General features: G+C 39.6%; 31 protein-coding genes and 1 pseudogene. 13 read left to right on the top strand and 19 right to left on the bottom strand.

The window, feature by feature from the left end:
• The first annotated feature begins 26 nt into the window (after nt 1-26).
• The 3 genes from ACE1CA_RS23875 to ACE1CA_RS23865 all read left to right on the top strand — a co-directional run bounded on the left by ACE1CA_RS23875 (nt 27) and on the right by ACE1CA_RS23865 (nt 3,436).
• On the top strand, nt 27-1,457 hold the full coding sequence (locus tag ACE1CA_RS23875) for a circularly permuted type 2 ATP-grasp protein (protein WP_413276744.1): 1,431 nt from the start codon (nt 27-29) through the stop codon (nt 1,455-1,457).
• A gap of 103 nt (nt 1,458-1,560) precedes the next feature.
• Complete coding sequence (locus ACE1CA_RS23870) at nt 1,561-2,568, top strand: alpha-E domain-containing protein (RefSeq protein WP_413276743.1); 1,008 nt, start codon at nt 1,561-1,563, stop codon at nt 2,566-2,568.
• Between the two features lie 10 nt (nt 2,569-2,578).
• Entirely contained in the window at nt 2,579-3,436 is an 858-nt protein-coding gene (locus tag ACE1CA_RS23865) for a transglutaminase family protein (protein WP_413276742.1), read from the top strand.
• A gap of 44 nt (nt 3,437-3,480) precedes the next feature.
• On the opposite strand, the gene ACE1CA_RS23860 is transcribed toward ACE1CA_RS23865, so the two are convergent.
• The 9 genes from ACE1CA_RS23860 to ACE1CA_RS23820 form a co-directional block, all read right to left on the bottom strand.
• Entirely contained in the window at nt 3,481-4,566 is a 1,086-nt protein-coding gene (locus ACE1CA_RS23860) for a J domain-containing protein (RefSeq protein WP_413276741.1), read from the bottom strand.
• 75 nt (nt 4,567-4,641) lie between these two features.
• Nucleotides 4,642-5,409 carry a proteasome-type protease gene (locus ACE1CA_RS23855; protein ID WP_413276740.1) on the bottom strand — a complete coding sequence of 256 codons (768 nt, stop codon included), beginning with the start codon at nt 5,407-5,409 and terminating at the stop codon, nt 4,642-4,644.
• Nucleotides 5,410-5,466: 57 nt separating this feature from the next.
• Nucleotides 5,467-6,363 (bottom strand): prolipoprotein diacylglyceryl transferase, encoded by an 897-nt coding sequence (lgt, locus tag ACE1CA_RS23850; RefSeq protein ID WP_413276739.1) that lies wholly within the window; start codon nt 6,361-6,363, stop codon nt 5,467-5,469.
• Nucleotides 6,364-6,637: 274 nt separating this feature from the next.
• Nucleotides 6,638-7,906: a lipid-A-disaccharide synthase-related protein gene (locus ACE1CA_RS23845; RefSeq protein ID WP_413276738.1), complete on the bottom strand. Its 1,269-nt coding sequence runs from the start codon at nt 7,904-7,906 to the stop codon at nt 6,638-6,640.
• A gap of 227 nt (nt 7,907-8,133) precedes the next feature.
• Nucleotides 8,134-8,817, bottom strand: coding sequence for an ATP synthase subunit B family protein (locus ACE1CA_RS23840; RefSeq protein WP_413276737.1), 684 nt, complete (start codon nt 8,815-8,817; stop codon nt 8,134-8,136).
• Nucleotides 8,751-9,281: a pantetheine-phosphate adenylyltransferase gene (coaD, locus tag ACE1CA_RS23835; RefSeq protein ID WP_413276753.1), complete on the bottom strand. Its 531-nt coding sequence runs from the start codon at nt 9,279-9,281 to the stop codon at nt 8,751-8,753. Before coaD ends, ACE1CA_RS23840 begins: the two co-directional genes overlap by 67 nt.
• Nucleotides 9,282-9,372: 91 nt before the next feature.
• Complete coding sequence (locus tag ACE1CA_RS23830) at nt 9,373-9,726, bottom strand: phenylpyruvate tautomerase MIF-related protein (protein WP_413276736.1); 354 nt, start codon at nt 9,724-9,726, stop codon at nt 9,373-9,375.
• Nucleotides 9,727-9,858: 132 nt separating this feature from the next.
• Nucleotides 9,859-10,341, bottom strand: a complete 483-nt coding sequence (locus ACE1CA_RS23825) for a flavin reductase family protein (RefSeq protein WP_413276752.1) — start codon at nt 10,339-10,341, stop codon at nt 9,859-9,861.
• Between the two features lie 174 nt (nt 10,342-10,515).
• On the bottom strand, nt 10,516-10,989 hold the full coding sequence (locus tag ACE1CA_RS23820) for a hypothetical protein (RefSeq protein WP_413276735.1): 474 nt from the start codon (nt 10,987-10,989) through the stop codon (nt 10,516-10,518).
• 265 nt (nt 10,990-11,254) lie between these two features.
• On the opposite strand from ACE1CA_RS23820, the gene ACE1CA_RS23815 reads away from it, so the two are divergent.
• Nucleotides 11,255-11,977, top strand: a complete 723-nt coding sequence (locus tag ACE1CA_RS23815; protein ID WP_413276734.1) for a histidine phosphatase family protein — start codon at nt 11,255-11,257, stop codon at nt 11,975-11,977.
• Here the strand turns inward: ACE1CA_RS23815 and ACE1CA_RS23810 are convergent.
• The 3 genes from ACE1CA_RS23810 to ACE1CA_RS23800 form a co-directional block, all read right to left on the bottom strand.
• Nucleotides 11,974-12,489: a hypothetical protein gene (locus ACE1CA_RS23810; protein ID WP_413276733.1), complete on the bottom strand. Its 516-nt coding sequence runs from the start codon at nt 12,487-12,489 to the stop codon at nt 11,974-11,976. The genes ACE1CA_RS23815 and ACE1CA_RS23810 overlap by 4 nt on opposite strands.
• 103 nt (nt 12,490-12,592) lie before the next feature.
• Nucleotides 12,593-12,889: a hypothetical protein gene (locus ACE1CA_RS23805; RefSeq protein ID WP_413276732.1), complete on the bottom strand. Its 297-nt coding sequence runs from the start codon at nt 12,887-12,889 to the stop codon at nt 12,593-12,595.
• A gap of 513 nt (nt 12,890-13,402) precedes the next feature.
• Nucleotides 13,403-14,239, bottom strand: coding sequence for a dienelactone hydrolase family protein (locus tag ACE1CA_RS23800; protein WP_413276731.1), 837 nt, complete (start codon nt 14,237-14,239; stop codon nt 13,403-13,405).
• 187 nt (nt 14,240-14,426) lie between these two features.
• Between ACE1CA_RS23800 and ACE1CA_RS23795 the strand changes: the two genes are divergently transcribed.
• A complete protein-coding gene (locus ACE1CA_RS23795; protein ID WP_413276730.1) occupies nt 14,427-14,642 on the top strand; it encodes a type II toxin-antitoxin system HicB family antitoxin in 216 nt (71 codons plus the stop codon).
• An 80-nt stretch (nt 14,643-14,722) separates the two neighbouring features.
• Nucleotides 14,723-15,301: pseudogene (locus ACE1CA_RS23790) on the top strand (DNA cytosine methyltransferase); the annotation flags it as partial.
• 134 nt (nt 15,302-15,435) lie between these two features.
• On the opposite strand, the gene ACE1CA_RS23785 reads toward ACE1CA_RS23790, so the two are convergent.
• The 4 genes from ACE1CA_RS23785 to ACE1CA_RS23770 all read right to left on the bottom strand — a co-directional run bounded on the left by ACE1CA_RS23785 (nt 15,436) and on the right by ACE1CA_RS23770 (nt 17,631).
• Entirely contained in the window at nt 15,436-16,257 is an 822-nt protein-coding gene (locus ACE1CA_RS23785) for a VapC50 family PIN domain-containing toxin (RefSeq protein WP_413276729.1), read from the bottom strand.
• 14 nt (nt 16,258-16,271) lie between these two features.
• On the bottom strand, nt 16,272-16,721 hold the full coding sequence (locus tag ACE1CA_RS23780) for a helix-turn-helix domain-containing protein (RefSeq protein ID WP_413276728.1): 450 nt from the start codon (nt 16,719-16,721) through the stop codon (nt 16,272-16,274).
• Between the two features lie 196 nt (nt 16,722-16,917).
• Nucleotides 16,918-17,130, bottom strand: coding sequence for a hypothetical protein (locus tag ACE1CA_RS23775; RefSeq protein ID WP_413276727.1), 213 nt, complete (start codon nt 17,128-17,130; stop codon nt 16,918-16,920).
• 129 nt (nt 17,131-17,259) lie between these two features.
• The gene (locus ACE1CA_RS23770; RefSeq protein ID WP_413276726.1) at nt 17,260-17,631 is read right to left on the bottom strand and encodes an SH3 domain-containing protein; all 372 of its coding nucleotides are present in this window, start codon (nt 17,629-17,631) and stop codon (nt 17,260-17,262) included.
• 301 nt (nt 17,632-17,932) lie between these two features.
• Between ACE1CA_RS23770 and purB the strand changes: the two genes are divergently transcribed.
• The 4 genes from purB to ACE1CA_RS23750 all read left to right on the top strand — a co-directional run bounded on the left by purB (nt 17,933) and on the right by ACE1CA_RS23750 (nt 21,803).
• Nucleotides 17,933-19,228, top strand: coding sequence for an adenylosuccinate lyase (purB, locus tag ACE1CA_RS23765; RefSeq protein WP_413276725.1), 1,296 nt, complete (start codon nt 17,933-17,935; stop codon nt 19,226-19,228).
• A gap of 181 nt (nt 19,229-19,409) precedes the next feature.
• The gene (locus ACE1CA_RS23760) at nt 19,410-20,516 is read left to right on the top strand and encodes a HindVP family restriction endonuclease (RefSeq protein WP_413276724.1); all 1,107 of its coding nucleotides are present in this window, start codon (nt 19,410-19,412) and stop codon (nt 20,514-20,516) included.
• Nucleotides 20,517-20,540: 24 nt separating this feature from the next.
• Complete coding sequence (locus tag ACE1CA_RS23755; protein WP_413276723.1) at nt 20,541-21,506, top strand: DNA cytosine methyltransferase; 966 nt, start codon at nt 20,541-20,543, stop codon at nt 21,504-21,506.
• A gap of 84 nt (nt 21,507-21,590) precedes the next feature.
• On the top strand, nt 21,591-21,803 hold the full coding sequence (locus ACE1CA_RS23750) for a hypothetical protein (RefSeq protein WP_413276722.1): 213 nt from the start codon (nt 21,591-21,593) through the stop codon (nt 21,801-21,803).
• 15 nt (nt 21,804-21,818) lie between these two features.
• Here ACE1CA_RS23750 and ACE1CA_RS23745 read toward each other — a convergent pair whose 3' ends face one another.
• Entirely contained in the window at nt 21,819-22,022 is a 204-nt protein-coding gene (locus ACE1CA_RS23745; protein ID WP_413276721.1) for a DUF6887 family protein, read from the bottom strand.
• Complete coding sequence (locus ACE1CA_RS23740) at nt 22,019-22,204, bottom strand: DUF6888 family protein (RefSeq protein ID WP_413276720.1); 186 nt, start codon at nt 22,202-22,204, stop codon at nt 22,019-22,021. The genes ACE1CA_RS23745 and ACE1CA_RS23740 overlap by 4 nt, the downstream gene beginning before the upstream one ends.
• Nucleotides 22,205-22,391: 187 nt before the next feature.
• Between ACE1CA_RS23740 and ACE1CA_RS23735 the strand changes: the two genes are divergently transcribed.
• Complete coding sequence (locus ACE1CA_RS23735) at nt 22,392-22,619, top strand: DUF433 domain-containing protein (protein WP_413276719.1); 228 nt, start codon at nt 22,392-22,394, stop codon at nt 22,617-22,619.
• 76 nt (nt 22,620-22,695) lie between these two features.
• The gene (locus ACE1CA_RS23730; protein ID WP_413276718.1) at nt 22,696-23,298 is read left to right on the top strand and encodes a Uma2 family endonuclease; all 603 of its coding nucleotides are present in this window, start codon (nt 22,696-22,698) and stop codon (nt 23,296-23,298) included.
• An 87-nt stretch (nt 23,299-23,385) separates the two neighbouring features.
• On the opposite strand, the gene ACE1CA_RS23725 is transcribed toward ACE1CA_RS23730, so the two are convergent.
• Nucleotides 23,386-24,306, bottom strand: coding sequence for a metallophosphoesterase family protein (locus ACE1CA_RS23725; RefSeq protein WP_413276717.1), 921 nt, complete (start codon nt 24,304-24,306; stop codon nt 23,386-23,388).
• A gap of 275 nt (nt 24,307-24,581) precedes the next feature.
• On the opposite strand from ACE1CA_RS23725, the gene ACE1CA_RS23720 reads away from it, so the two are divergent.
• The gene (locus ACE1CA_RS23720) at nt 24,582-25,658 is read left to right on the top strand and encodes a hypothetical protein (RefSeq protein WP_413276716.1); all 1,077 of its coding nucleotides are present in this window, start codon (nt 24,582-24,584) and stop codon (nt 25,656-25,658) included.
• The last annotated feature ends 33 nt before the right edge of the window (nt 25,659-25,691 follow it).

Here is a 25,691-nt window from a genome sequence, read left to right as displayed (position 1 = left end):
ATTAACAAGCAAGTACTGAATAGATTATGAATTTTGAGCATTACGAACCAGGGGATTTTTACGATGAATTGTTTATTACCAAAAATCAACCACGCCCGGAGGTGATTCCGTTAATAGAAAGGATAAATTCTTTGCCACCAGATGAGATTTTACAACGACAAGAAGTAGCCCAACAAGCTTTGTTGAAATTGGGAGCGACATTTAATGTTTATAGCGATAATCAAGGTACGGAAAGAATTTTTCCTTTTGATGTAATTCCTCGGATTGTTTCTGCTAAGGAATGGCAAGTTTTAGAAGCGGGATTGAAGCAACGCATTTATGCGCTTAATTGCTTTATTGCTGATATTTACGACGCGCAAAAAATTGTTAATGATGGAGTGATTCCTGCTGAAGTAATTGCTACTTCCAAAGGATTTTTAAAACCTTGTTTTGGATTAAAACCACCGCAAGGAATTTGGTGTCATATTACTGGCACGGATTTGGTGAGAGATAAAGATGGACAATGGTATGTTTTAGAAGATAATTTGCGCTGTCCTTCGGGAATTTCTTATGTTTTGGAAAATCGACGGGTAATGAAATCTGCTTTTCCCAAAGTTTTCGAGAAAATGGGAATTAGACCTGTTGATGATTACCCCAGTCATTTGTTAGATACTTTGTTGAATTTAGCACCGGAAAGTTTACCAAATCCGATGGTAGTAGTGTTAACTCCGGGGACTTACAATTCCGCCTATTTTGAGCATTCTTTTTTAGCGCAACAAATGGGTGTAGAATTGGTGGAAGGAAGGGATTTAGTAGTTGTCGATGGTTATTTACAAATGCGAACTACTAAGGGTTTAAAAAGAGTTGATGTGGTGTATCGGCGCATCGATGATGATTTTATCGATCCCTTAGCTTTTCGACGAGATTCTAGTTTAGGTGTACCGGGATTAATGGAAGTTTATCGTGCGGGGAGAGTGGCGATCGCAAATGCACTAGGAACTGGAGTAGCTGATGATAAAGTCATCTACGCTTACGTACCGGAAATGATTCATTATTATCTCCACGAAGACCCCATTTTACAAAACGTTCCCACCTATCTTTGTTGGCGCGAAAAAGACCTCAGTCATGTATTAGCAAATCTAGAGACTTTAGTCGTCAAAGCTGCTAACGAATCAGGCGGTTATGGAATGTTAATCGGAACTCAATCCACTCTAGAACAAAGGCAAGAATTCGCCGAAAAAATCAAAGCAAATCCCCGAAATTACATCGCCCAACCCACAATTTGCTTATCAAGAGTTCCCACAATTGTAGACAAAGAATTTACCGGATGTCACGTAGATTTACGCCCCTACATTTTATATGGAAAAGACATCTACGTTCATCCCGGTGGTTTAACTAGAGTCGCTTTGAAAAAAGGCTCTTTAGTAGTAAATTCTTCCCAAGGTGGCGGAAGTAAAGACACTTGGGTACTCTGTTAATCCCTTTTGAGTTTTGAGTTAGGGAGAGAGTTTTGAGTGAATTAAATTCCCCCAGTCCCTAGTCCCCAGTCCCCAGTCCCCCCCAACTACCAATTACCAAACTATGTTAAGTCGCGTTGCTGATGCTATTTACTGGTTAAATCGTTATGTAGAAAGGGCAGAAAATATTGCCCGTTTCATTGATGTAAACTTAAAATTAATTTTGGATTCTCCCGCAGGTATTGCCCAACAGTGGGAACCGTTAATTACAATTACTGGAGATTTGCCAACATTTAAGGAAAAATATGGCACAGCTACCGAAGAAAGTGTAATTCAATTTTTGACATTTGATAGCGAATATCCTAATTCTATTCTTTCTTGTTTACGAGCAGCTAGAGAAAATGCTCGTTCAATTCGGGAGATTATCTCTTCAGAAATGTGGGAACAAGTCAACTCTTTTTACTTCATGGTGCAAGAAGCTTATCAACAGCAAAAAACCTTTAACCCTGAGAAGTTTTTTTCGGAAGTAAAAATGGCGAGTCATTTATTTGCTGGAGTGACTGATGCGACGATGAGCCATAATGAAGGATGGCATTTTGGTAGAATTGGCAGATTGTTAGAACGTGCAGATAAGACGGCGCGAATTTTGGATGTAAAATATTTTGTGTTACTACCTTCGGTAAGAGATGTAGGTGGTACTTTGGATGAATTGCAGTGGATAGCTTTACTAAGATCTGTGAGTGCTTATGAGATGTATCGGAAACGGGATCAACATCGAATTACGCCGTTTGGAATTGCAGATTTTTTAATTTTAGACCGAGAGTTTCCCCGATCGATCCGTTTTTGTATAATTCATGCAGAGCGATCGCTTCATGCCATCACTGGAATTGCTTCAGGTAATTGGACAAATGCTGCCGAACGTTCTTTAGGTCGCCTACGTTCTGAATTAGATTATCTCACTATTGAAGATATAATTCAAAGCGGATTACATGAATATCTCAGTCACCTATTGCAACAAATTTATGGCGTAGGCAACGATATTTTTGAAAACTTCTTTGCCCTCAAACCAATTAATGAAAGGAGTTCCGAAATTCCCAAATTCCGCACTGCGGAATTACAACAACAGTTTTAAAAATAACCAAATGCTTTACTACATTGTCCATACTACCACTTACAATTATCAGCAAGCTGTCACTTTAAGACCACACATAATTAGATTAATTCCCCGCAGTGATGCCGAGCAAAAAATACATGAATTTTCTTTAGAAACGGAGCCAAAATGCACAGGGATTTGCTACAATTCCGACTTAGAAGGCAATGTGGTATCGCAAATTTGGTTTACTGAACCCACAGAATATTTGAAAATTCAAGTTAGTTCGCAAGTTGAGACTTTCCGAGAAAATCCCTTTGATTACCTTTTAGAACCCTTCGCATTAAAGTTACCCATTGATTATTCAGCATCGCTTTTAACGCAACTTTCTCCTTACTTGCAAAGACAATATTTGGGAAATATCGACCCAATAGCAACCCAATTAGCACAAGAGATTTTAGTTGCTAGTTCCCATCAAACAACGATGTTTTTATCTAAATTGAATCAACAAATTTACGAAACTTGTCAATATGTAATTCGAGAAACAGGTGATCCTTTACCAGCAGGAATTACTTGGCAACAAAAATCTGGTTCTTGTCGAGACTTTGCGGTTTTATTTATGGAAGTTTGTCGTGCTGTTGGTTTAGCTGCAAGGTTCGTGAGTGGTTATCAGGAAGGAGACTTAGATCAAATAGAAAGAGATTTACACGCTTGGGTAGAAGTTTACTTGCCGGGAGCAGGTTGGCGAGGTTACGATCCGACACTTGGGTTGGCAGTTAGCGATCGCCACATCCCCCTAGTTTCCAGCGCCTTTCCTAGCTACACAGCACCCATTTCCGGCAGTTTTTCCCCACCCGGAACACCCTTTTCCATGACATCCAAAATCTCCATTCAATTCAACCACAATTAAGTTTGTTGCACCCACTGAATTGAGTACAACAAACTTACTTTGGCCTAAAATTTAATCTCAATTATTCCCATTTCTAGCAATTCTTCTATCATTCTTTCTTGCATAGACCGATTGAGTTCCTCTAGGCAACTTGGCCCTTTAAGAAACTCTTTAATTGTGATTTTCTTATCCCGAAACTCCATTACAAAATTCTTAATTTCTTCCATAATTTCTACCTTTTCTTCCATTCCCTCCATCAGCAATTCTATAGGATCGATTCCCATTTTAGTTGCCTGTCGGTATTCAGAAATTAATGAACCCTCTGGCGTATTTTTAGCTAATCTTAATTCCCGTTTTAGATTGTCATATTGTTTTTTTAACAAGGAATTTTGCTGAGTTAAAATTTGGAATTTCCTTGTTAAATCATCTTCCGAGAAATTAGCGATATCCTCGCCAGCTAAATGTTGTTGTTCAATCTCTAGCAGTTTAGCTAAATCTCCTTCTTGATACGCTTTATTCAGTTCTTTCATAATTTCCGTGTGACGCATTTGCGTTTCGCTATCTGTCACTTTATCAGGATGAAAGATTTCTGCTAATTTCAAAAAGGTTTGTCTGATTTTCTTAGAATCTTCTGTCTTAACAGCTACTTCAGGAGTGGAAATTTGTTCTTCTTGCCTTTCGTCACCTGCAAAAAAATCAGAAAAATTAGAAGAATCATCATTTCCTTTTTCTTTTCTGGCTGCGGCAAACAGTTCATCTAATTCAGGTATATCCTGAAATTCTGATGATTTGGGACTGATTAATCCTTGCCTTTGAAGTGTTTGATAAACTCCTTCAATATCTTGCTGACTTTGTTTGCCAAACTTCCGCTGAAAAATTTCATCGAATAGTTTATGAATTTCTCGATCGATATCGTTTAGCTTTTTCATAATCGGAACTGTTCGATGAAACATTTGCGTAGCTACCGATCGCATTTGGTCAACAAAATTATTCAATTCCGTGCGTTTTTTCTTAATCTGTTTGATCAACTTCTGATTATCTTGCTCTAAAGCATCAACCTGTAAATGGAGTTCCGATAACGCCAATGTCGCTGGTGCTGAAGCAGAGATCGAGGTTTTTTTGCTTTTGGGTGATGATTTTTTGCGTGGCATTGGGGAAGGATGCTCCCAAGTATAACTGAGTTGATTTTAGCTCTTTTGATTAATTTTTCAAGAGCGATCGGCACATTAATCCATCTCTACATTTTCTAGAGATTCTGGCAAATAATGCTCCCATTCAATACTCGGCATTTGATCGAAAGCATTTCTTAAAGACTCTTCCCACCATTGACGCATTTTCACCAAGTAAGGATCTCCTAAACGTAGCAGTAATTTCTTCTCCACTACCAAACTATCCTTTTCATACATAATCATATTAATTGGCGGGCCAACAGAAATATTTGATTTCATCGTCGAATCAATCGAAAGCAACGCACATTTCGCGCAAGCTTCCAAAGGAGTATCAAAATGTAAAGTCCGGTCTAAAATAGGTTTACCGTACTTAGTTTCTCCTATTTGTAAAAATGGCGTTTCGGCTGTAGCTTGAATAAAATTACCCTGACTATAGATATGATAAAGTTCTGTATCTTCGCCTCTAATTTGACCACCCAAAAGAAAGCTACATTTGTAATCAATATTATCTTTTTGTAGCCAATCGCGGTCTATTTCTTGAATTTGCCGAATTTTGTTGCCAATGTAGCGAGCAACTTCATACATAGTTGGCAAAGAATGAATATTTAATTCTTCCTTAGCTTTTAAATCTTTACGAATCAAAGTAATTACACCTTGAGTAATTGACAGATTACCAGAGTTACATAATAGAATTGTCCGTTCCCCAGGCTGAGAAAAATCAAAAATCTTTTGGTAAGTAGAAATGTAATCAACTCCTGCATTAGTACGGGAGTCAGCTGCCATAACTAACCCGTATTTAGTGATGATGCCAAGGCAATAAGTCATGGGAGTAAAGATAAATTCAGCAATTTAAAAGTGAGAGGAAGCGTACCGAAATTCAGCTTAGTAATTATCCGAATTTGATTCTATATTACTATTAGCTGAAACTACATCAGGCAAATTACGTTTAACCAAGTAAAGCCAAGCCAAACCAGCTAAACCGAGAGTAATTCCGACTAAGCTAACTACTTGCGCGATTCGCAACGGCCCTAACATTAGACTATCAGTTCGTAATCCCTCAATCCAAAACCTACCGATACTATAAAATATCAGATAAGTTAAAAATACAGTACCCACTTTTAACCGAGGTTTTCCTTGTAAATCTCGAAAAAACAGAAAGATTAAAATGCTAAAAACCATCAAATTCCAAACAGATTCATAGAGAAAAGTAGGGTGAAAGTAGTCAAAATTGGCGTATTGTGGTGGACGTTGTGCTGGGGGAATATATAACTTTAAAGGTAAATTGGTTGGCGCACCAAAAGCTTCAGAATTAAAAAAGTTTCCCCATCTGCCAATAGCTTGACCGAGAATTAAAGAAGGTGCGACAATATCTGCTAATTGCCAAAAGGGAACTTGGCGAATTTTAGCAAAAATTAAAGCGGCGATTAACCCTCCTAAAATTGCGCCGTGAATGGCAATTCCACCTTTCCAAATCGCCAAAATATCTGCTGGATTTTGAGCGTATTGTTGCCATTCAAACAATACATAATAAAGTCTGGCGCAGGGAATTGCTCCAATCACTAACCAAATTGCTAAATCACCGACAATTTCTGAGTTGAGGTGACGACGTTTGGCTAGGTAACTGGAAAGTGCGACTCCAATCAAAACGGCTGAAGCAATTAATAAACCGTACCAGCGTAAAGTCAATGGCCCTATTTTAATCATTATTGGCCCTGGAGAAGCAAATTCAAATGCTAAGGGCAATAGGGGAAAATTCAGTAGCCAAGAAGTGATGATCATAAGTTGGCGGAAGAAACAATTAAACTCAGAATTGACATCAGTTGTGTGATATTAACTGAGATCTAGCAGTAGGGGAGGTAGAACCTCCTTTCGTCTCGTTATCAGGTTCAACCTGGTAACGAAAAACAGAGGCTCTGCCTCTTGGTGTAAGATCTCAGTTCAACTCCGAGATTGATTTTAAATGGCTTTGGCAAAGATTGAATTATATCCGAAGTTTCATCTTTAAAAGTTTGTTGTCAGCACTTTAGTGCTATTCCCACTGAAGTGGGCACAACTAACCTAATTTTTCTATTAAACATTGAGCTATGCGGCGGGATGCACCGGGTTTACCCATGCGACGGAGACCATTGGCGGCTATTAATTGTAGACGATCGGGATCGTTAAGCAAATACTTTAAGGTTTGAGCTACAAGTTTTGGTGTTTCTACTAATAATATCGAAGGGCCGAGTAACCGATTTTGCGCTTCCGCGAAGGCATAAGTAAATTGTGGGCCTTTTCCGGGAATTGTAATTGCAGGTTTACCTAAACCGACAAATTGTTCGGTTGCTGTTCCTGCCATTGCGATCGCAAAATCAGCAGCTTGCAAGCAATCAGCAAAAGCTTTCTGAGTCAGAATTAACTGATATTTCCCTTGAGAATACACTAAAGCTGTAGAGTCGGAAATTGGCAATTTGGCAGACAAATATTGAGCAGACTTCAATCGCCAGCCTTGTCTTTCCAAAGTTTCTTGTAATGGGTCTAAACTTAAACCAGGAGCGATCGCTGCCAGAAACGACACCATGCGATCGCGAAAAGTCTCCACAATTCCCGCTACCGCTGAAATAATTATTTGCCAATTTTCGTAAGCTTCAGGAATCCGAGAACCTGGAAGCAGACAAACAGAAAGCGATCGACCCTGCAAAATACCCTTTTCCCCCGATAAATAAGCTGATTCAGGAGTTAAAGACTCTAAATCATCCATCATCGGGTTTCCCATGTCAAAAGCCGGGATCGACCATTGCTGTAAAACTTGAGCCGTTAAACTATCTCTAGGAAACACCGCCTTACAGCGAGGTTGACTCATAAACCAACGTTCCCAAGGCAAATAAACCGACCCAGACCAACCCTCCCAACGACGTTTAAAACTGTGAAAAGTCTTCAACTCTTCTCGCAAATAATATTCCGATTTCGCCGTACCCACAAACACATAAGGAGCGCCACTCAACCAAGCAAAAAACAGCGGCACAATATCACCAACAGCGATAATTGCCCCTCCTTCTTTAGCAAAAGCTTTCACCGCTCGAAATTGCTGCCACAGCAGTTCTAGTAAACCACCCCGAACATCGCCCCAAAACTGTCGCCAATCCATATAGACAAAACCACCGGATGGCATTTTTTGCGTGGGTGCAACAATCGGAATTCCCCGTTCTATGTAAGCTTGTCCTTCACCGACGATCGGCAGGGCGACAATTTTCAGGGAAGATGGAAGTTGTTGTAAATGTTGGCAGATTCGGACTGCGATCGCATCTTCCCCATGACCATTACTCAAACAAAGTAACCTCATCACCATCCCCTCAACCACCCGATTAATTTTCCCAATCAAAGCATAAGGCAGAGTTAAGATAAGTTTTGAGTTTTGAGTTTTGAGTTAGGGGAGTAAAAGTTTTGAGTTTTAAGTTGGAGAGTTAGGTACTTTTCTTGCTCCCCTGCTCCCCTGCTCCCCTGCTCCCCTGCTCCCCTGCTCCCCTGCTCCCCTGCTCCCCTGCTCCCCTGCTCCCCTGCTCCCCTACCTCAAATCTTCTTCGGCGGAATGGGAGAAGACCGATTTGAAGAAGCAGGAGGTAGAGTAGGAGGTTGTAATTGCTGCCTACCATTACGAATGATCCGCAACATTTCGCTAATATTTTGTTCGATATTAGACAGAACTTGGTCAGCATAGTCATCTGCACCATTTTGGATTGCTTCAGCTTCTGCGATCGCTTTAGCACGTATATCTTGTAATTCCTCTTGTGCCTCACGGTACATACTTTCAATTTCAGCCAAAGTCTGCTCTTGTGCTGACTGACATTCCTGCTGCACAGTTTGCCAGAGTTGCTGCGCCTCTAACTTTGCCTGTCTGACAACACTACTTTCCTCCAAAATTTGGTTAGCACGTTGTTCAGCAGCTTCCACTATCTGTTGAGCGTACTGTTCCGCCGCCAAAATAATTTCATCTTTATGACGGACAATAGTTTCCGCTTCCGCAAAAGCCGCTGGCAAATTCAGCCGCACCAAATCTAATTGTTCTAGCAACTGTTCTTCATCCACCAAAGTACGCCGAGACATGGGAATGCGGGGACTATCGAGAATAATCTCCTCTAGGCGATTGAGTTCTCGTTGAATGTCTACACCTGTTGTTCTCTGCTGATTTAACTGCTCTTCGGTGTTGGGTTCTTCACTATCGGGGTCTGTTCTGGATGTATCTTGGTGTAACATTTTTTGTATATATCAATAGCAACGTGCTTAGGGACTAGATGATCGACTGAGCCGCCAAATCTGGCTATCTCTTTTACCACGCTACTGCTTAAAAAGCCATATTCTGTCGAGGTTGCCAAAAAAACTGTCTCGATTTCTTCAAAAAGAGTTTTATTAGTGTGAGCCATTTGTAACTCCTTTTCAAAGTCAGAAAGCACCCGCAAACCTCGGATAATAACGCTGGCTCCTCGCAGTTGGGCATAATTTACAGTTAGACCATCAAAACAGTCTACTTCCACATTAGAAAGGTGGGTAATAGATTGCCGAATTAGGTCGATTCGCTCTTGCATGGTAAACAGAGGTGATTTGCTAGGATTTTGCAGCACAGCTACTATGACTCGCTCAAACAGCTTACTGCCTCTGGAAATCACATCGAGGTGACCAAGAGTAATTGGATCGAAGCTGCCAGGATAAATTGCAATCACGAACAAAGGGGTTTCAGAATTACTCACCGAGATTATAAGCTAGTCTGGGTTAATTAAGTTGTTCTGTGAGTGCATAAAATTAGTTAAGTTATCAGCCGAATGTCGAGCTATTCCAACCCCACATGGCACCTTTAGCATCGGCAAATTCTATGTAGATGCGATTAGCTGGTACACCCAGCGTTTGATTAATCTGCTGGCAAAAATCCTGACTCATGGATTTAGTTTGTGCTGGACTCATGGTGCCAATACTTTTGATTTCAATGTAGCAAACGGGGTCTGTGGTGCCAGCAAAAGTCATGGGGACATTTGGTTCAAATGCTGTCATTACATAAGATTCGGGTTTTCCCAAGTGTTTGGCTAATCCAGATGAGAGGGTTTTGAGCAAGGATTCGACTTCGGCTTTCTCTGGTGCGGTTACTGAGGTTTGTACTTTAATTAATGGCATAAGTTAAATCTCTAAGTGGGTTATTTAAGCGATCGAACAAACTAAAATCTTATATTAAAATTCCAACTCTATTACCTATTCCTTTCTTCCCAAAGGAATAGATAATAGAGTCACAGAGATTAATAAATTTTTCTAACCACCGTACTGCCAACCAGTGCTTTCCAGCAACAGGGGACTTCCCTCCCGATGTACACCTGCACCAATTACTTCACCCACATAAACGGTGTGGTCTCCTTGTGTCACGGCACCGACAACTTTACACTCTACATAGCCCAAAGCGTCGGAAATAATCGGACAACCAGTTTCTTGTCCCAGATAAAATTCTACATCTTCAAATTTGTTGCCCACTCGCCGCTGGGGTTTAAAAAATTTCTGTGCTAAGTCTGTTTGTCCAGTTTCCAAAACGCTGAGAGTAAACACACCGCTTGCTTCGATCATGGCGTGGGATTTAGAATCTTGTTTGACGCAGTTTACTACTAATGGCGGGACAAAAGAAGCTTGCATTACCCAACTAGCAGTGAAACCGTTAACGTCTTCACCTTCTTTAACGCCACAAACATAAATTCCGTGAGGAATCATCCGCAGTACTGTCTTTTTTGCCTGTTCGTCTAACAATGGTTTCACCTCAAAATTCTACAAGGCTCAGTTTATCAAGCTTTTTCATCCACAACCTCTTTCTTTATTGATAGATTTGCGTTCCCTAAATCAAAAGTAGAGACGTTTCATGAAACGTCTCTACTTCTGTAGTGCAGATTTAATCAACACAAACAATTAGCAATTTTGATAGCCTTAGTATCTTCTCATGCTAACGGGAACACAGAAACCACTGCTACAATTTGTCACTCTTAACTGATTTCGCCCTATTGGTTGAATGCGAAATGTGTCAGCATTGTAGTTAGGAACTGGTCTGTTACTTCCGGGGTAAGTTGGTCTGCTACCCCGTAAAATAAAGCCATTTCTTGTAGGTGTCAATGTCATTCTTTGTTCGGCAGCGATTAAGTTTCCATTGGGCATTCTGGCGTTTACAGTCATTCTGCCGAAGTTGCCATCCATTGAAAGTCTAGCGCGATGATTAATGCCGCTTAAACCCCATTGTAATCGCCAATTTCCATCAAGGGCAACGTTAGGATTGACGCTATAGGGGCGAATTGTTTGTTCTGCGGTTGGTTGTTGTGCGATCGCGTTTTCTTTAACAATTGTACTGCCAATTCCTAAAGCACTAACTGTCAAACCAACTAAAGCTAAAGCTGCAATGTTCTTCATAAATTACTCCGGTTTTTTAGATGTTAATTTTGGAATTCGTTTTTAAATCTTTCTAGATATTTCCGACGAATATGTTTATCTTAAGTTTCCGAAAAAAGCTTCGTCAGTACCCGATCGGGGTACTTTGTTTTTAGCTGTTGTTTGGTTGTAAAAATACTTATTGGGGGGTAGGCGATCGCAGATTAACACAGGTAGTTATTTTGCCTTTCCATCTATGATATTCTGTAATTAAATGTATTAATTGTTTGCTTATATCTACTCCAGTATGCAGCTTTATTTTATTAGACACGCCGAATCTACAAATAATTACAATCGGCGAGTGACTGGTTCAAGTAAAGGTCGATCGGACGATCCAGAATTAACTACCACAGGTAAGGAACAAGCTCAAGTTTTAGCCCAATTTCTGAGTGACAATTATTCTCCTACACCCATACCGGAAAGAGATTTTCAAAATGCTACAGGTTTTAATTTTACTCATCTATATTCCAGCTTGATGATTCGATCGGTTATTACGGGAACTTTCATTTCTCAAGCAATAAATTTACCGTTAACAGCGTGGGTTGATATCCATGAATGTAGAGGCCCTTATTTCCGGGACGATCGAACTGATGAACCTATAGCCACCGAAGGTAAAAACCGAGTGTATTTTACCACAAATTACCCAGAATTAATCCTCCCAGATTACTTAGGAGAAAAAGGTTGGTGGCATGGTCAAGTTGAAGAAACCGAACTATGGTTTATTCGGGCAAAAAGGGTTTTTCAAGAACTATTAGAAAAACATGGTAATACTAATGACAGAGTAGCCTTTGTCAGTCACGGAGGTTTTTATAACTGCTTTTTAGCGACGGTTTTAAACTTCCCTTTAGGACATTGTTTTTCCTTCATTCTTAACAACACTGCCATTAGTAGAATTGACTTTGAAAATGGCAAAATTAGGTTATGTTATTTGAATCGAGTAGATTTTTTGCCCAAACACCTAATAACTTAGATATTTTTTGGCAATATTGCCTGCTGATGTATTGGTTTGAGAAATTCTTCCCCTTCGGATGCTTTTATGTAACCGCCTGCTACTGCTTTGCTAACAATTTCTTCGAGAAAATTGGTTAAAACTTCCAAGAATTGAGACTTATTCAATTGAAAGTTTTTCTGTTCAGTTGAGTATCCGAAGTTTCTTAGGTTGCAGTTAATTGTATCTCCCATTGGGACTAACTCAAGAATTAAATAGCTTTCGGGAAAATGTATATCACCCTTTTTACCTTTAGATAGTTGTGCGATTTTATCTGGTAATTCCTCTATTATCAGAACAACATCAGGGTCTAAAAATATATCTTTTTTCGTATCTCCTACTTCTAGTGAAACTTTATGATTCCATTCAAAACAAAAAAGTCTCAAACCCATTTCTAAATCCGAAAGTTCATTAAGTGGATCGTCAGGTGCTTCTAAACCCTCCCATATCCAAGGTTCTTCTATTTTGAAATTAAAATTAATGTAATCATTCATTTGTTTTTTCTCCTATTGTTAAATTGAAAAAAAACGATTCCCATAAGAAATCGATATCACTTAAATATATCAATTTTTTAGCAATGGTGAATTGTCTGACTGCTTAAATGCTTCCTAGTCTTTCTGCGGAATATTCCCTTTCATTAAAATCTGCATTTGAGCAATAATCCTCAGAAGAATAGTTAGGCTGACATTGCTTCTCAGAGAGTTGATCTTTCAAAAGCTGATTTTCCGCGTGTAAGTCATACTCTATATAAGCTTGCCTATCCTTTATTTGGTTAATTTCTTTCTTAAGTAATGCAATCTCATTAAATAAATTATGATACACATCACTTTGAGCAGAAAGCGCGATTGCCAACCTTTCACTAAGTTGCTGATCTAAGTTAAAATTTTTAGACATGAAGACTCCTTGGCTCTAACAGCCATACTGTAGTCAAAAATAGAATTGTGAAACGGCTAAAAGCCTCCAAGCCAGCCGCTTCGCTCTTCACTCTTGGAACAGCGTCATCTGAACAAGCATTAGAATTGGTGTTCAGGTGGTGCTTATTGTTTATGAACAGGATTTTTTATTCCCTTATTCCTAATGTAGCACAACCGCTACATTATAATTAGCTTAACCTTTACAAAAACATCTTCTATATTCTATACTTTTAATAGAGAGAGCTAGTCCATTATCCTAGTGGCTCACTAATTCATCTTTTCATGCTCAGGTAAAAGTCCTAAAGAAGGAATACAACTGAGTAAAATTTATGTTGTTGACTACCAAAAGCTTACTAGGAAAGCAATAATCCCTAACAGGGATTGAAATAAGCTCATTATAATGTGAACTTACTCTCTCTAGCCCTTCTAAATAGTTTTATTTTCTAGAAGGACTTAACACTTAATCCCTATCAGGGATAACTTTTTCTTTCCTCTAAGCAACTCCATGTTTCTGAAACCAAGCTAACATTTTTTTCCAGCCATCTTCGGCTTGTTGTTTGCGATAACTTGGACGATAATCAGCAAAGAAAGCGTGAGGAGTATCGGGATAAAGCACAATTTGTGAACCGCTGTTTCCGGCTTTTAATGCTTTCTGCATTTGTTCAACTGTCTCATTAGGAATGCCATCATCACTTCCGCCGTAAAGTCCTAATACTGGTACTTTTAAATCAGCAGCGATATCAATAGGATGTTTAGGAGTTAATGGAGTAGGTTTACTTACTAAACGCCCGTACCACGCGACACCAGCTTTGACATTTTGGTTATGTGCTGAGTATAACCAAGTAATTCTGCCACCCCAACAAAAACCTGTAATTCCTAATTCTTTGGTGTTGCCTTTACTTGACTGTGCTGCCCATTTTACGGTAGCATCTAAATCAGACATTACTTGAGAGTCAGGGACTTTAGAAACAACTTTGGAAATGATTTCTTGGATGTCAGACATTTGGGAGACATCGCCTTGACGGGCAAACATTTCGGGTGCGATCGCTAAATATCCCAACTTAGCAAAACGACGACAAATATCTTGGATATGTTCGTGAACCCCAAAGATTTCTTGTATCACTAAAACAGTAGGAAAATTCTCCCCAGTTGCAGGCATAGCGCGATAAGCTGGAATTTGACCATCTGCAACCGGAATTTTCACTTCTCCCGCTATCAAACCTTTGCTATCGGTGGTGATAACTTGGGCGGAAATAGGGCGAACTGCTAAAGCAAAACCAGCAGCTAAACTAGAAACAATAATAAATTCCCGACGAGTTAATTCTTTCATTGGTAGTTCTCTCCTTTACACATTTAGCTATTACACTTCGCAAAGATAATCATAACTTATAAAAAAATAAATTTACTAGAAAAAGCTTTGCTGTGGGGTCGTGAAAGTGAAAGAAGTCTTTCACACAGCTGGTTAATTGGTAAAATGCAGGAAATTAGTAATTAACAGTAAACCAAGACGGCTGAAAATGAGCAGAGAATTTAATGTAATAATCGAGCGAGATTCCGAAGGTTATTTTGTCGCTTCTGTACCTAGTCTTCCTGGGTGTCATACCCAAGCAAAATCGCTTGATGAATTGATGGAACGTATTCGAGAAGCGATCGAACTTTGTTTAGAAGTTGAGCAAGACACAGGAGAATCACTTGAATTTGTTGGTGTTCAAAGAGTTTCAGTTGGAGTATGAGTAAACTACCAAGTTTGACCGGACGGGAAGTGATTGCCGCACTTGAAAGAGTAGGTTTTGCAGTAGCAAGGATACGTGGAAGTCACCATTATGGAGTACCGCAAATTAGACCAAGAGCTATTTTCATTGCTAATCGATTTGGCATGGAAAATCCATATCCAAAAATTCAATTATTACCCCATGAATACAAACCGATTGAATCAGCGATTTCCGATTTGCCAGAGTATACAGCTATCCCAGAACTAAATCATGAATGGACTCGCCATTCACCAGAATATATGGAGAGAATAGCAAAAGTTCCGCCTGGTGGTTCTTTGTATGAAAGTTATGTTGATGCTTTTAAGCGTCAATACCCTGGTAAACCAAGTATGACTGTGAAAGAAAATCACGGAGGTACACACATTCATCCTTACTTAAATCGGGTGATTTCAGCGCGAGAAATGGCTCGTTTGCAGACATTTCCCGATAGTTTTATTTTTAAAGGTTCAATGAAAAAAGCTATGTGGCAAATTGGTAATGCTGTACCACCGAGATTAGCTGAGTGTATAAGTTATGCGCTGATGCCTTATTTGAATGCAATAGAATCTAATTCTCAAACTAAAATTTCTGTTAATCGTTTTGAGCAGATTCCATTAATTCTAGGGTGCGTCAGACTTTGATGATTTTGATTTCCACAAGCTTTTCTTGTCTAATGCGCTCTAACTAACAATCCTCAAATTGCAATTAATGAGAAGATTTATACTTCAGATATTGCACCATTTTTAATAAGCGTTGGAAACCCGGGCTGCTATGGCTAATCCCTAGTTTTCTCTAGTTCTTGGTCTAAGTTTTCAGCAAATTTTTGGAAAACTATGACATCCTGGGATAAAATATTTCCTTCTATTTGCCTGTCCTGAACTCGCAGGATTTCACCTCGACCATCTTTAGCAGTAATTGTAAGAATTTTTCTTTTCTGCCAGAGTCGATACCTCTCTCCTTCATAAAATCGACCACCTTCTGGCGCAGGCATTCCTATTTTACTTAACGCTTTCTTAGCAGTTTGTACAACAAAATCACAGTATTCATAAAATAGAACTTGATTAGCAAAGTTCGGTACTTTAGCTTTGTTAGCCAAAAATTCAAGTAGTTCGACAAAAGTCCGTTTCGGTTTTGTATATTTGTTACAGTTTTGCCTTACTACTTGAACTATAGAGTCTGGATAAGCTTGGAATAAATCAGTGAGAAAATCATCAGCTGACTGTGCTTTGACATTCCAAGGAGCCAAATCCTCTGGTTTAAAGTCCGAAATATTATCGGTAACAATAATATCGGCTTTAGCTACTACAGCAGCGGCAAGAACATGACGATCTTTAGGATCGTTTGTCATTACTTTTTCCAGCCCAAAAGGTATTTCAACCATTGCTTCTGGAAAGGCTTCCTTAATAACAGTTCCAAATTGCCTTGCCTCCTCAAACGTCTTTATCCCTTTGCTTACAAGTTTGCCTGTTGCTTCCTCTAAGATTTTTTCAGTCCAACATGGTAAATACAGACCTGCTTCGGCGGTAGAGAGCAAAATATCTCGTAGGTACATAGGGTATAAAACACAGGCATCTAAGACAACAACATCTTTCTCCATATCTACGGATTAAATTACTCGTTGTCCTCGTAAAGTCCTGCATCTTCAGTCATTTGAACTAGTTGCTCAAGTAATTGACTGCGCTTTTTATCACGTACTTCCTTATACGTCATCAAATCTTGATAACGAATGCGGCGATGTTTTCCTACCTTGATGTATGGAATTTGCTCCTCTTCTAATAACTTGATCAGAAAAGGTCTTGAAACATTCAAAATATCAGCTGCTTGCTGTGTAGTTAGTTCACGATTGTGAGGTGCCAAAGTAATAGTTTTACCAGATGCCATTGCGTGAACAACCTGACGTAACACGCTGTAAACAGACTCAGGAATTAGAACTTCTTCTCCGTTGCTTCCTACTAATTTTGCTTGTGAATCTTCCAGGCTGAGGATTTGTTCTAGTTTTGCGATTAAGTCTGCCTCTTGTGGCTGAGTAACTGACTTTAATGGTAATTTTTGCTTCAGCATGATGTGTATAAGCGTATATGTTCTTAGAACATAACACAGATTCGTATTAAACGCAATAATCGCATCAAACGAAATACGAGAACTGTTTCTGCTCATAATTAACAGCCGATATGAGCCTTGGATTTTTGTTCTATGAATTGCTAGATATATCAGCAAGGTCTTTGATTGCTTTGGGGAGAATTTCGATCGTATACATTTAAACCTCTATCCCCAACTCTGCTTTAGCTTGTTCCCAAGGAATAGCTGTTTCTTTGTTCTCCCGTGCTAGACGAATTTCCTCAGCATCTTCCAAATCTTCCAAAATAGTTAATAGTTCTTCCCAAACTTCCAGGCTGAGTTGCACAGCAGATTTATTTCCCTCTGCATCTACTACAAATTGAACCTTCTGCAACAATTCTTTCGCTTGCATAATTTCTTCTGACTCTTTAATATAATTAATGCCATTATAATAAAAAGTCGTGAATAAGATAATTTCTTACTCACGGATAGAAGCATCTAAATTATTTATCAAATCTCAGATAACTATTTTTTACTAAGCTCAATCAGCGCCACAAGTTAGGTAATTTGCCCATACCCAACCTTCGTAACCATTGCCTCTGTCGGTAACAATATTTGCCCAATCTCCCGATCGATCAAACTTCTTCAGCAACACGACTGAACGATTAGGAATAGTACCGAAAGCTTTGGCGTTAATGTCGTTGCGATCGCGCACTTGTAAAGGCCCACCTTCGGGAGTCATTACCATCATAAATGGCTGGTTACAACGTCGCTGTGCAATCAGAAATTCATTGCCATTTTGACTAAGGTTTAAATTAGTTTGAGTAGCAGAAATAGCCTTTGTACTGCCTAAAGATAAAGATACCAAAGTAATAATTGATAGAGCTTGCCCCAAATTAACTATCTTACTCATAATCGAGAATTCAACTGTTAAATTAAACTATGATTTTACTACAACAATATCCGTACAATTCCTGAAATTCGTAAACTCTCGTAGAGACGTTGCCTGCAACGTCTCTACCAGGGTTCCTTGCACTCAAAGGAGGCAGAGCCTCCATTCTTCGTTCCCAGGTTGAACCTGGGAACGAAGAATGGAGGCTCTGCCTCTTGCTGCAAGATCTGACGTTAACAAAGCTTTATCAAATCGGGGTTTTCTCGGCTTTCGCTGGAGGCAGATAGCGATAAAATATGACAGTTGTACTGTGTAGCAGACTGTGATTGAGCGTTATACGTTGCCTGAGATGGGCAACTTGTGGACTGAAAATTATAAATTAAAGACGTGGCTTCAGGTTGAAATTGCAGTTTGCGAGGCGCAAGCTGAACTGGGATATATTCCGACTGAGGCGGTAGAGGAAATTAAGGCGAAGGCAAACTTTGACCCCAAGCGGGTGCTAGAAATTGAAGCCGAAGTCCGCCATGATATGATTGCCTTCCTGACGAATGTTAACGAATATGTGGGAGATGCGGGACGTTACATTCACTTGGGTTTAACTAGTTCCGATGTCCTCGATACTGCTTTGGCATTGCAATTGGTGGCTAGTACCAATGTGCTGTTAGAACGTTTGGAAGATTTAATCCAAGCGATTCGTTACCAAGCACAGCAACATCGTAACACGGTAATGATTGGTCGATCGCACGGAATTCATGCCGAACCGATTACTTTTGGGTTTAAACTGGCAGGATGGTTGGCAGAAGTTTTGCGCCATCGTGACAGATTGGTGAATGTGCGTCAGCGTGTTGCAGTGGGGAAAATTTCCGGTGCGGTGGGAACTTACGCTAATATTGAACCGAGAGTAGAAGCGATCGCTTGTCAAAAACTAGGTTTAGAACCAGATACCGCCTCAACTCAGGTAATTTCCAGAGATATTCACGCGGAATTTGTGCAAGCTTTAGCATTACTTGGCGCATCAATTGAACGCTTTGCCGTAGAAATTCGCAACTTGCAAAAAACCGATGTTCTCGAAGTAGAAGAATACTTCGCTAAAGGACAAAAAGGTTCTTCCGCAATGCCGCACAAACGTAACCCAATTCGTTCCGAAAGATTAACCGGAATGGCGCGAATTTTGCGGGGTAATGCGGTTGCAGCTTTGGAAAATGTGGCGCTTTGGCATGAACGGGATATTTCCCACAGTTCGGTAGAAAGAATGATTTTGCCAGATAGCTGCACTCTGACTGATTTCATGTTAGTAGAAACTACTGATTTGGTGAAACATCTGTTAGTTTATCCCGAAAACATGGCGCGAAACATGAATGTTTACGGCGGTGTTGTTTTCAGCCAAAGAGTGATGTTAACTTTGGTGGAAAAAGGGATGAGTCGGGAGGAGGCTTATGCGATCGTCCAATCTTGTGCTCACCAAGCTTGGAATAAACCAGAAGGTAATTTCCGAGAATTAATTAGCAGCGATCCTCGTGTTACTGAAAGGTTATCGAAAGAGCAAATTGAGGAGTGTTTCGATCCACAAAGGCATTTAAAGCATTTGGATCAGATTTATCAACGATTGAGTATTTAGTTGTAGGTTGGGGGAAGGAAATGGTTATTTCTTTCCCCTTGGAAAGGGTTGGTTTTAGAGCATAGTTGATTTAGAAAGCGAGATTTGCTGAATAATAGCGATCGAACACACTTCAGGTTGCAGTTTTGTAGTTGATAATCTTTAGAGATTTTTCTAAACATCAAGTGTAGTAAAAAACAGTATGATACCTACCCAAACAATTTTTTCTGGCGCAGAATCAGGTATATTTGGATTAGAGCGGGGACGCTCTAATAGAGATTTTTCCAAGGAGGAAAGTTGGGGCAAAAATAAATTTAATAATGCTTTTCCTGCATCTTTAGCTTGCTACATGGCTAGTAAAGGATTGAAGCCAGTCTATCTAACCTTAGATACAAATGCTCGAATTAGACATGAAAAGATAGATGTCTCTGCTGTTTTTGGATTAGATCCATTTGCATCAGAACTTTACTTCTCATTTGAAACGGATTTTACACCTTACAGAACAATTGTTACAGGTAAATTTCCCAGAACTGACCTAGTAACACTTAACAAAGCCACAAGAAATACTTGTTTACGCTGCTTAGAAGTAAAGCTCACAGCATTACCTGATAATTCAACCTATAGATTACCAGAAGCTCAGTACGGCTGTGAAATTGTTGTCAGACCTACTACCATTGTTTATTTAGCACTAGGGATTGCATACAAGTTTAACGATTCTCCTGGAGCATTACTTAACTATTTAGATCCTAATTCTGTTCGTAGAATATCAGCATGGTGGGATGTAGAAAATGTTATAGGTTACATTTTAGACTTGGCAAATGATATAGATCAGATCTTGATGTCAGCATTAAACTCACAAGAACCATTTGTTCTACAACCAGTTTGGAAAACTATTGGAAGAACAGCCAAACTGCACGAAGACTGTTTGGATATCTTTGTGTGGAGTGATTTTGCATTCACAAGGCTTTTCTTCAATGCAGCAAGGGAGGCTTTGAGTAGAAAACAAGAAATAGATCGATATGCAAGGTCTGTTATTTGGCTGGCAAGAATGCTTCTTGATTTTGCTCTAGAGGATAGAATTCCTCATGCAGATATTATAAAAACACTTGCCTATAATGCTCAAACTGATAAGGCGTTTGCACTAAACGGCGCTAATACCAATCAATACATGGCTTGTGCAGAACTAACAAGTCCTAGAATTAAAAAAAACGAGATTAAAAATATTGTTCTTGGCGGTGGGCAAAACTTTCTCAGCCCGGAAAGACGATTTGATGCCGCTCTTTTAAGCAACCCAGAGCTATTTAATTAGATCGGTAAACTAAGGGAAAGAAAAATGAAAATTAAGCCAAGTGAATTTAAAGTTATAGATCTTTTTTCAGGCTGCGGTGGTTTATCGCTGGGAATCCAAAATGTTGGATTTGATCTGATTGCTGGTTTTGACAACTGGGAGTTAGCCATTGATGTTTATCGTCAAAACTTTAAACATCAAGCATTCGTAGTTGATCTGGGCAATCTTCAAGGAGATTTTGACACGATCAGAAAACTTAGTCCAGATATTATAGCTGGAGGGCCACCGTGTCAAGACTTCTCTAGTGCAGGAAAAAGAGATGAAAGTCTAGGAAGAGGAGATTTAACAATCTCTTTTGCTGAGATTGTTATCGCGGTTAAACCTCAATTCTTTATCTTGGAAAATGTGGACAGATTTGTAAAAAGCACAAAGTATCCAGAAGCTAAGAAAATCTTTAAGTCTGCTAACTATGGGCTCAGTGAAAAAATTCTTGATGCTAGTCTATGTGGGGTTCCACAAAATAGAAAAAGATTTTTCTGGATTGGCGAAATTGATGGAGAAGATAGAAAAATTGAGCCTTATTTGTCAAATAATTCAGCTGCTCAACCTATAACCATTAGACAATATTTTAATCAAATAGGAAAGAGTTTAGATATTGAGCATTATTATAGACATCCGAGAAGTTATAAGAGACGTGGTGTATTCAGTATTGATGAACCTAGCCCAACAGTTAGAGGAGTGAATAGACCGATTCCAAAAATGTATAAACCTCATCCGGGAGATTCAGCCCCAATATCGTCGGCTATACGTCCTTTAACTACTCTGGAAAGAAGCTATATACAAACTTTTCCAGAAAAATTTGTTTTTGAAGGTTCTAAAACCGATATCGAACAAATGATTGGCAACGCTGTGCCTGTTAAACTGGCTGAATATGTTGCTCATTGTCTTGCCCAATATATAAAAGCAAAAGCATTTTCTGTTTGCTATTTAACTCAAGTTAATACTTATTAAGTATGGAGTATTTTGTGGTCTTTAAGGTGCATCAGATATGATAAATATTGGCTACTGAACAATAATTTTAAGAGGTAAGTTATTATGAAACTAGCTGAATCGCTTCCCGCTGTTCTACAACTTTCTGCAACAGAAAAACTCAAATTGATCCGAATTCTGGCAGAAGATTTAGAGATAGCAGAGGATATTTCGCCATTAGAACCCTTTAAAACTTATGACTTACAAACTCCATACGATTGTTTTGGGGCGGGTGCAATTCTAATGGAAGCATTCAAGCAGTCGAGTACAAATTATTAGTAATATAGTTTTTGTTCAATTTTCCGAGTTTAATTGTGTTTGAATTGCTGATACTATCTTCTCTTCCCAAGCTGGATCTTCAAATTTTATTGTAAGTTTATTAGGGCGGGAATGTCGTCGATCGATATAAGCGTAAAATGCCTCTCGATCGTCTCGATGACTCAGAATATATTGCTTTAATTCGCGATCGCTCATTGCCGCAAAATTAACTTTAGTCATGGTTCAATACTCCCATCTGGTTGAATTTCAAATTCGATATCTTCAGCTTGTCCAGCTAGAATAAACAAATTGAGCGATCGCTCATCGAGGCGCACGATATGAATAGGCTGAAACATCATGTTTGTAAGGAGATGGCAAAGTCTATATAAAGTTTTTAGCTGCGCCCCTGTTGGTTCTCTCATCGCTCTATCATCATAGCTTAAACAAATAATTGTACGCTAAAATTTTTTCATTATTATAGAGATGTTACTCACTCGATAATAGCCTAATTTTATGAGTACCCTTGACCAAGTACTAGAAACATTCAATATATTCAACTTGTCCAGCTAGAATGAGTAAATTGATCGATCGCAAATCTAAGCACAAATTATGAACAATATAGATCGTATTACTATTAACCCAAATATCTGCCTTGGACAACCCACAATTCGTGGAATGCGAATTACAGTCGGATTTGTTCTCAAGTTATTAGCCAGTAATTTGTCTGTTCAAGAAGTCTTGGAAGCTTACCCAGAATTAGAAGCAGAGGATATCCGACAAGCTCTTAATTACGCTGCTTGGGCAGTTTCCGATCGAATTGTGAGTTCTTCAGCATGAATTTAGAGAAGGTTCAGCCCTAACTTTAGATGATAATTCTGTACGTATTCGTAAGTTACCAATCCGTTGATCTAAAATGACAGAAACTAACTTATCCTCAGTATTTACGGTCAATATTCCAACTACTTTAACACTGCAACTTTCCCACGAGCAGTTTGTGGAATTGGCACTGGCTAACCGCGATTTACAACTGGAACGAACTGCTACAGGAGAGTTAATTGTTATGCCACCAACGGGTAGTGAAACTGGTAACAAAAACTTTGATATTTCTGGGCAAATTTGGTTGTGGAACCGTCAAAATAAACTAGGTGTAGCATTTGATTCTTCCAGTGGTTTTCATCTGCCAAATGGGGCCGATCGCTCTCCTGATGCTGCTTGGATACGTCAAGAAAGATGGGATGCACTGACAAAGGAACTGCAAGAAAGTTTTGCGCCTATTTGTCCTGATTTTGTGCTGGAATTGCGTTCTAAAAATGACTATATGGAACCTTTACGAGCCAAGATGCGGGAATATTTGGAAAATGGGGCTAGTTTGGGTTGTTTGATCGATCGCAAAAACCAAAAAGTAGAAATTTATCGCCAAAATCGGGATGTAGAAGTATTAGATCATCCGCTAAGTTTATCTGGGGAAGATGTTTTGCCTGGGTTTGTTTTGGATTTAACTCAAGTGTGGAATTGATCAATAAAATTCTGTTAATGTTCTGAATTTAATTGTCTTTGAATTGCTGATACTATTTTTTCTTCCCAGGCTGCCTGCTACTGCTACCTACAATTTAATCACCCCTTTATCAAACACTAAATGATCTGTACCAATGGCGCTAATCAAAATGCGATCGCGATACACTTCATAAGCGGCAAAACTGAGGCGACTTGCGGAATATTCCGTAAAATCCGAACTTCCAACAGGGCGGGTTCCTGCACCTCCACCAGTGATCATGTAAGTTGTACCATCGATCGATCGCGTCCGCTCATAACTGTGTTCGTGACCGTTAATATAAAGTTGCACTTTATATTTTTGAAAAAGCGGAGTAAAAGTCTTAATAAAAGGTTGATTCAACCCATAAACACCAGAAGAATAAATTTGATGATGCCCAAACACAATTTTCCAGGGCGCATCGCTCAAACTTAGTTCTTTTTCTAACCAACTTAACTGATTTTTCCAATCAGCATTAACATTAGTATCTAAAGCAAAAAATTGTACATAATCGTGGCGAAATGTATAGTAACGACTTGGCATATTAAAACCAGCATACCTAACTTGAGGATCGCCATTTTCTGTGCGAATATCGTGATTGCCTAAACAAGCACGAAACTTGACTCCTTTTTTTAATAAATATTCATAAGGTCGTTCAAAAACTGCCTTAATTTTTTCCATTTCACCGTTGTTATAAATGTTATCTCCCGCCAAAATTACTAAGTCGTAAGGATTTTTTTTGTAATAGCGAGACATAGCTTCCGCTACGGCATACTGACTTTTCGTACCCGTACCCGTATCTGCTACAGAAACGAACCTGAACGGGGGTGGTTCTTTAGGAGTAACTAATTTTGGAACTACTTTAGATAATTGGCTTTTGGATTGGGTGTCTGTACTTTCGGCTGGGGTATTTGGCAGAAATTTAGTTAAAAAGCCTAATCCCAAACCAGTTAAGCCGCCTAAAACTAGGAACTGACGACGATTGAAGTTCATAATTAATTCTTAAACTAAATAACTCGCTCAAAAGCAGAATAGCAGATGATAGATTAGGGCAGGAGAAAGCATTCTGTAAAAATCTTAGAACTAAAGCTGTCAGGCTTAACACAGTTTGTTAGGTGCGTCAGAAAAGCTAAAGCTGGGGGTTAGGGGTTAGGTGTTGGGGGTTGGGAAAGATTCTTTCCCTATCCCCTATTCCCTGACCCCTTCTTCCTTCCCTATCCCCTAACCCCCATCCCCCATCCCCTAATAAAAGCCCAGGAAGAGATTTTATGTCACAAGATCAACCAAAGCAGCCGGAAGTTAGCACTCAGGACACTATACCCGCTGCTGTTAGTTTGCCACCAGAAACGGCTATGCCTGTTCCGAGTCCGCTGACGGATACGTTACCAGCAGCTGAATTAACTGTTCCGAGTCCGCTGACGGATACCCTATCAGCAGCTGAATTAACTGTTCCGAGTCCGCTGACGGATACCTTATCAGCAGCTGAATTAACTGTTCCGAGTCCGCTGACGGATACGTTACCAGCAGCAACGACTCCTGCGCCTGCATCAACGGCAACAACTACTGCTAAGGCTGCGCCAGTGGCACAGCCGAGTTTATTCAGTAAAATTTGGGGTGTATGGAAGGCTATTTTGACGAAGGTACGCCAGATTTTACCGGAGTCGGTGCGACAAAAGTTGCCGAATGATACGGTGTTGACTGGTGCGATCGCCCTACTATTAATCCTCATACTCTGGGTAAATTCCCTACTTTCGCCCGGAAAACCAGCCCAAGTAGCTGAAGTTCCCCCCACAATTCCTAGCGCACCGTCAGAGGTGACAACACCACCAGAAGTGGCAGTAGTACCGGAAGAAACCCCAGTTCCCGAAATTCCTGTACCATCAGAAATTATCACAACCTCGGAAACTCCGGTATTCACACCTGTACCGGAAGACGAAAAAGTAGCATCAGGAATTAAAGCACCTCTGGAATTAACAGAAACTCAGCCACCTCAACCAATAGAAAATTTGCCACCACCACCACCAGTATTGACACCGGAACAAACTTTAATTGCAGCAATTCAAAACCAAGTTGCTGATATTGCGGGTGGATTTGCTGATGGTTTAATTGTGGGAATTAAAGCTGATTTTCCTAATAATTTTTTAAGCCTTCAAGTAGCTAATGATTGGTACACTTTTGATTCTGCTAAACAGGATCTATTAGCTGCGGATATGTGGCGACGTTCTCAGGAATTAAACTTTGACAAGTTGGAAATTAGCGATACTCAAGGTAGGTTGATAGCTCGTTCTCCGGTAATTGGTTCTAATATGATTATTTGGCAAAGAAAATTAGCCGGACTTAGTTAGTTTGAAGGCAGGGATTAGGGGTGTTTTTCCCTA

Source organism: Floridaenema evergladense BLCC-F167, assembly GCF_041929205.2.
In the GTDB taxonomy this organism is placed as follows: Bacteria; Cyanobacteriota; Cyanobacteriia; order Cyanobacteriales; family Aerosakkonemataceae; genus Floridanema; species Floridanema evergladense.
This window is presented reverse-complemented; position numbering and strand designations above follow the sequence as displayed.

Excerpts from the sequence above, each read along its gene's own strand:
- ACE1CA_RS23830 (WP_413276736.1), bottom strand. The coding sequence starts at position 9,726 with ATGCCATTAATTAAAGTACAAACCTCAGTAACCGCACCAGAGAAAGCC.
- ACE1CA_RS23805 (WP_413276732.1), bottom strand. The coding sequence starts at position 12,889 with ATGTCTAAAAATTTTAACTTAGATCAGCAACTTAGTGAAAGGTTGGCA.
- lgt (WP_413276739.1), bottom strand. The coding sequence starts at position 6,363 with ATGATCATCACTTCTTGGCTACTGAATTTTCCCCTATTGCCCTTAGCA.
- ACE1CA_RS23810 (WP_413276733.1), bottom strand. The coding sequence starts at position 12,489 with ATGAATGATTACATTAATTTTAATTTCAAAATAGAAGAACCTTGGATA.
- ACE1CA_RS23840 (WP_413276737.1), bottom strand. The coding sequence starts at position 8,817 with ATGTTACACCAAGATACATCCAGAACAGACCCCGATAGTGAAGAACCC.
- ACE1CA_RS23775 (WP_413276727.1), bottom strand. The coding sequence starts at position 17,130 with ATGCAAGCGAAAGAATTGTTGCAGAAGGTTCAATTTGTAGTAGATGCA.
- ACE1CA_RS23800 (WP_413276731.1), bottom strand. The coding sequence starts at position 14,239 with ATGAAAGAATTAACTCGTCGGGAATTTATTATTGTTTCTAGTTTAGCT.
- ACE1CA_RS23780 (WP_413276728.1), bottom strand. The coding sequence starts at position 16,721 with ATGCTGAAGCAAAAATTACCATTAAAGTCAGTTACTCAGCCACAAGAG.
- ACE1CA_RS23740 (WP_413276720.1), bottom strand. The coding sequence starts at position 22,204 with ATGAGAGAACCAACAGGGGCGCAGCTAAAAACTTTATATAGACTTTGC.
- ACE1CA_RS23870 (WP_413276743.1), top strand. The coding sequence starts at position 1,561 with ATGTTAAGTCGCGTTGCTGATGCTATTTACTGGTTAAATCGTTATGTA.
- ACE1CA_RS23735 (WP_413276719.1), top strand. The coding sequence starts at position 22,392 with ATGAACAATATAGATCGTATTACTATTAACCCAAATATCTGCCTTGGA.
- ACE1CA_RS23815 (WP_413276734.1), top strand. The coding sequence starts at position 11,255 with ATGCAGCTTTATTTTATTAGACACGCCGAATCTACAAATAATTACAAT.
- ACE1CA_RS23770 (WP_413276726.1), bottom strand. The coding sequence starts at position 17,631 with ATGAGTAAGATAGTTAATTTGGGGCAAGCTCTATCAATTATTACTTTG.
- ACE1CA_RS23750 (WP_413276722.1), top strand. The coding sequence starts at position 21,591 with ATGAAACTAGCTGAATCGCTTCCCGCTGTTCTACAACTTTCTGCAACA.
- ACE1CA_RS23795 (WP_413276730.1), top strand. The coding sequence starts at position 14,427 with ATGAGCAGAGAATTTAATGTAATAATCGAGCGAGATTCCGAAGGTTAT.
- ACE1CA_RS23875 (WP_413276744.1), top strand. The coding sequence starts at position 27 with ATGAATTTTGAGCATTACGAACCAGGGGATTTTTACGATGAATTGTTT.
- ACE1CA_RS23865 (WP_413276742.1), top strand. The coding sequence starts at position 2,579 with ATGCTTTACTACATTGTCCATACTACCACTTACAATTATCAGCAAGCT.
- ACE1CA_RS23860 (WP_413276741.1), bottom strand. The coding sequence starts at position 4,566 with ATGCCACGCAAAAAATCATCACCCAAAAGCAAAAAAACCTCGATCTCT.
- ACE1CA_RS23845 (WP_413276738.1), bottom strand. The coding sequence starts at position 7,906 with ATGAGGTTACTTTGTTTGAGTAATGGTCATGGGGAAGATGCGATCGCA.
- ACE1CA_RS23785 (WP_413276729.1), bottom strand. The coding sequence starts at position 16,257 with ATGGAGAAAGATGTTGTTGTCTTAGATGCCTGTGTTTTATACCCTATG.
- ACE1CA_RS23725 (WP_413276717.1), bottom strand. The coding sequence starts at position 24,306 with ATGAACTTCAATCGTCGTCAGTTCCTAGTTTTAGGCGGCTTAACTGGT.
- ACE1CA_RS23720 (WP_413276716.1), top strand. The coding sequence starts at position 24,582 with ATGTCACAAGATCAACCAAAGCAGCCGGAAGTTAGCACTCAGGACACT.
- ACE1CA_RS23745 (WP_413276721.1), bottom strand. The coding sequence starts at position 22,022 with ATGACTAAAGTTAATTTTGCGGCAATGAGCGATCGCGAATTAAAGCAA.
- ACE1CA_RS23855 (WP_413276740.1), bottom strand. The coding sequence starts at position 5,409 with ATGACTTATTGCCTTGGCATCATCACTAAATACGGGTTAGTTATGGCA.
- ACE1CA_RS23760 (WP_413276724.1), top strand. The coding sequence starts at position 19,410 with ATGATACCTACCCAAACAATTTTTTCTGGCGCAGAATCAGGTATATTT.
- ACE1CA_RS23820 (WP_413276735.1), bottom strand. The coding sequence starts at position 10,989 with ATGAAGAACATTGCAGCTTTAGCTTTAGTTGGTTTGACAGTTAGTGCT.
- ACE1CA_RS23730 (WP_413276718.1), top strand. The coding sequence starts at position 22,696 with ATGACAGAAACTAACTTATCCTCAGTATTTACGGTCAATATTCCAACT.
- ACE1CA_RS23755 (WP_413276723.1), top strand. The coding sequence starts at position 20,541 with ATGAAAATTAAGCCAAGTGAATTTAAAGTTATAGATCTTTTTTCAGGC.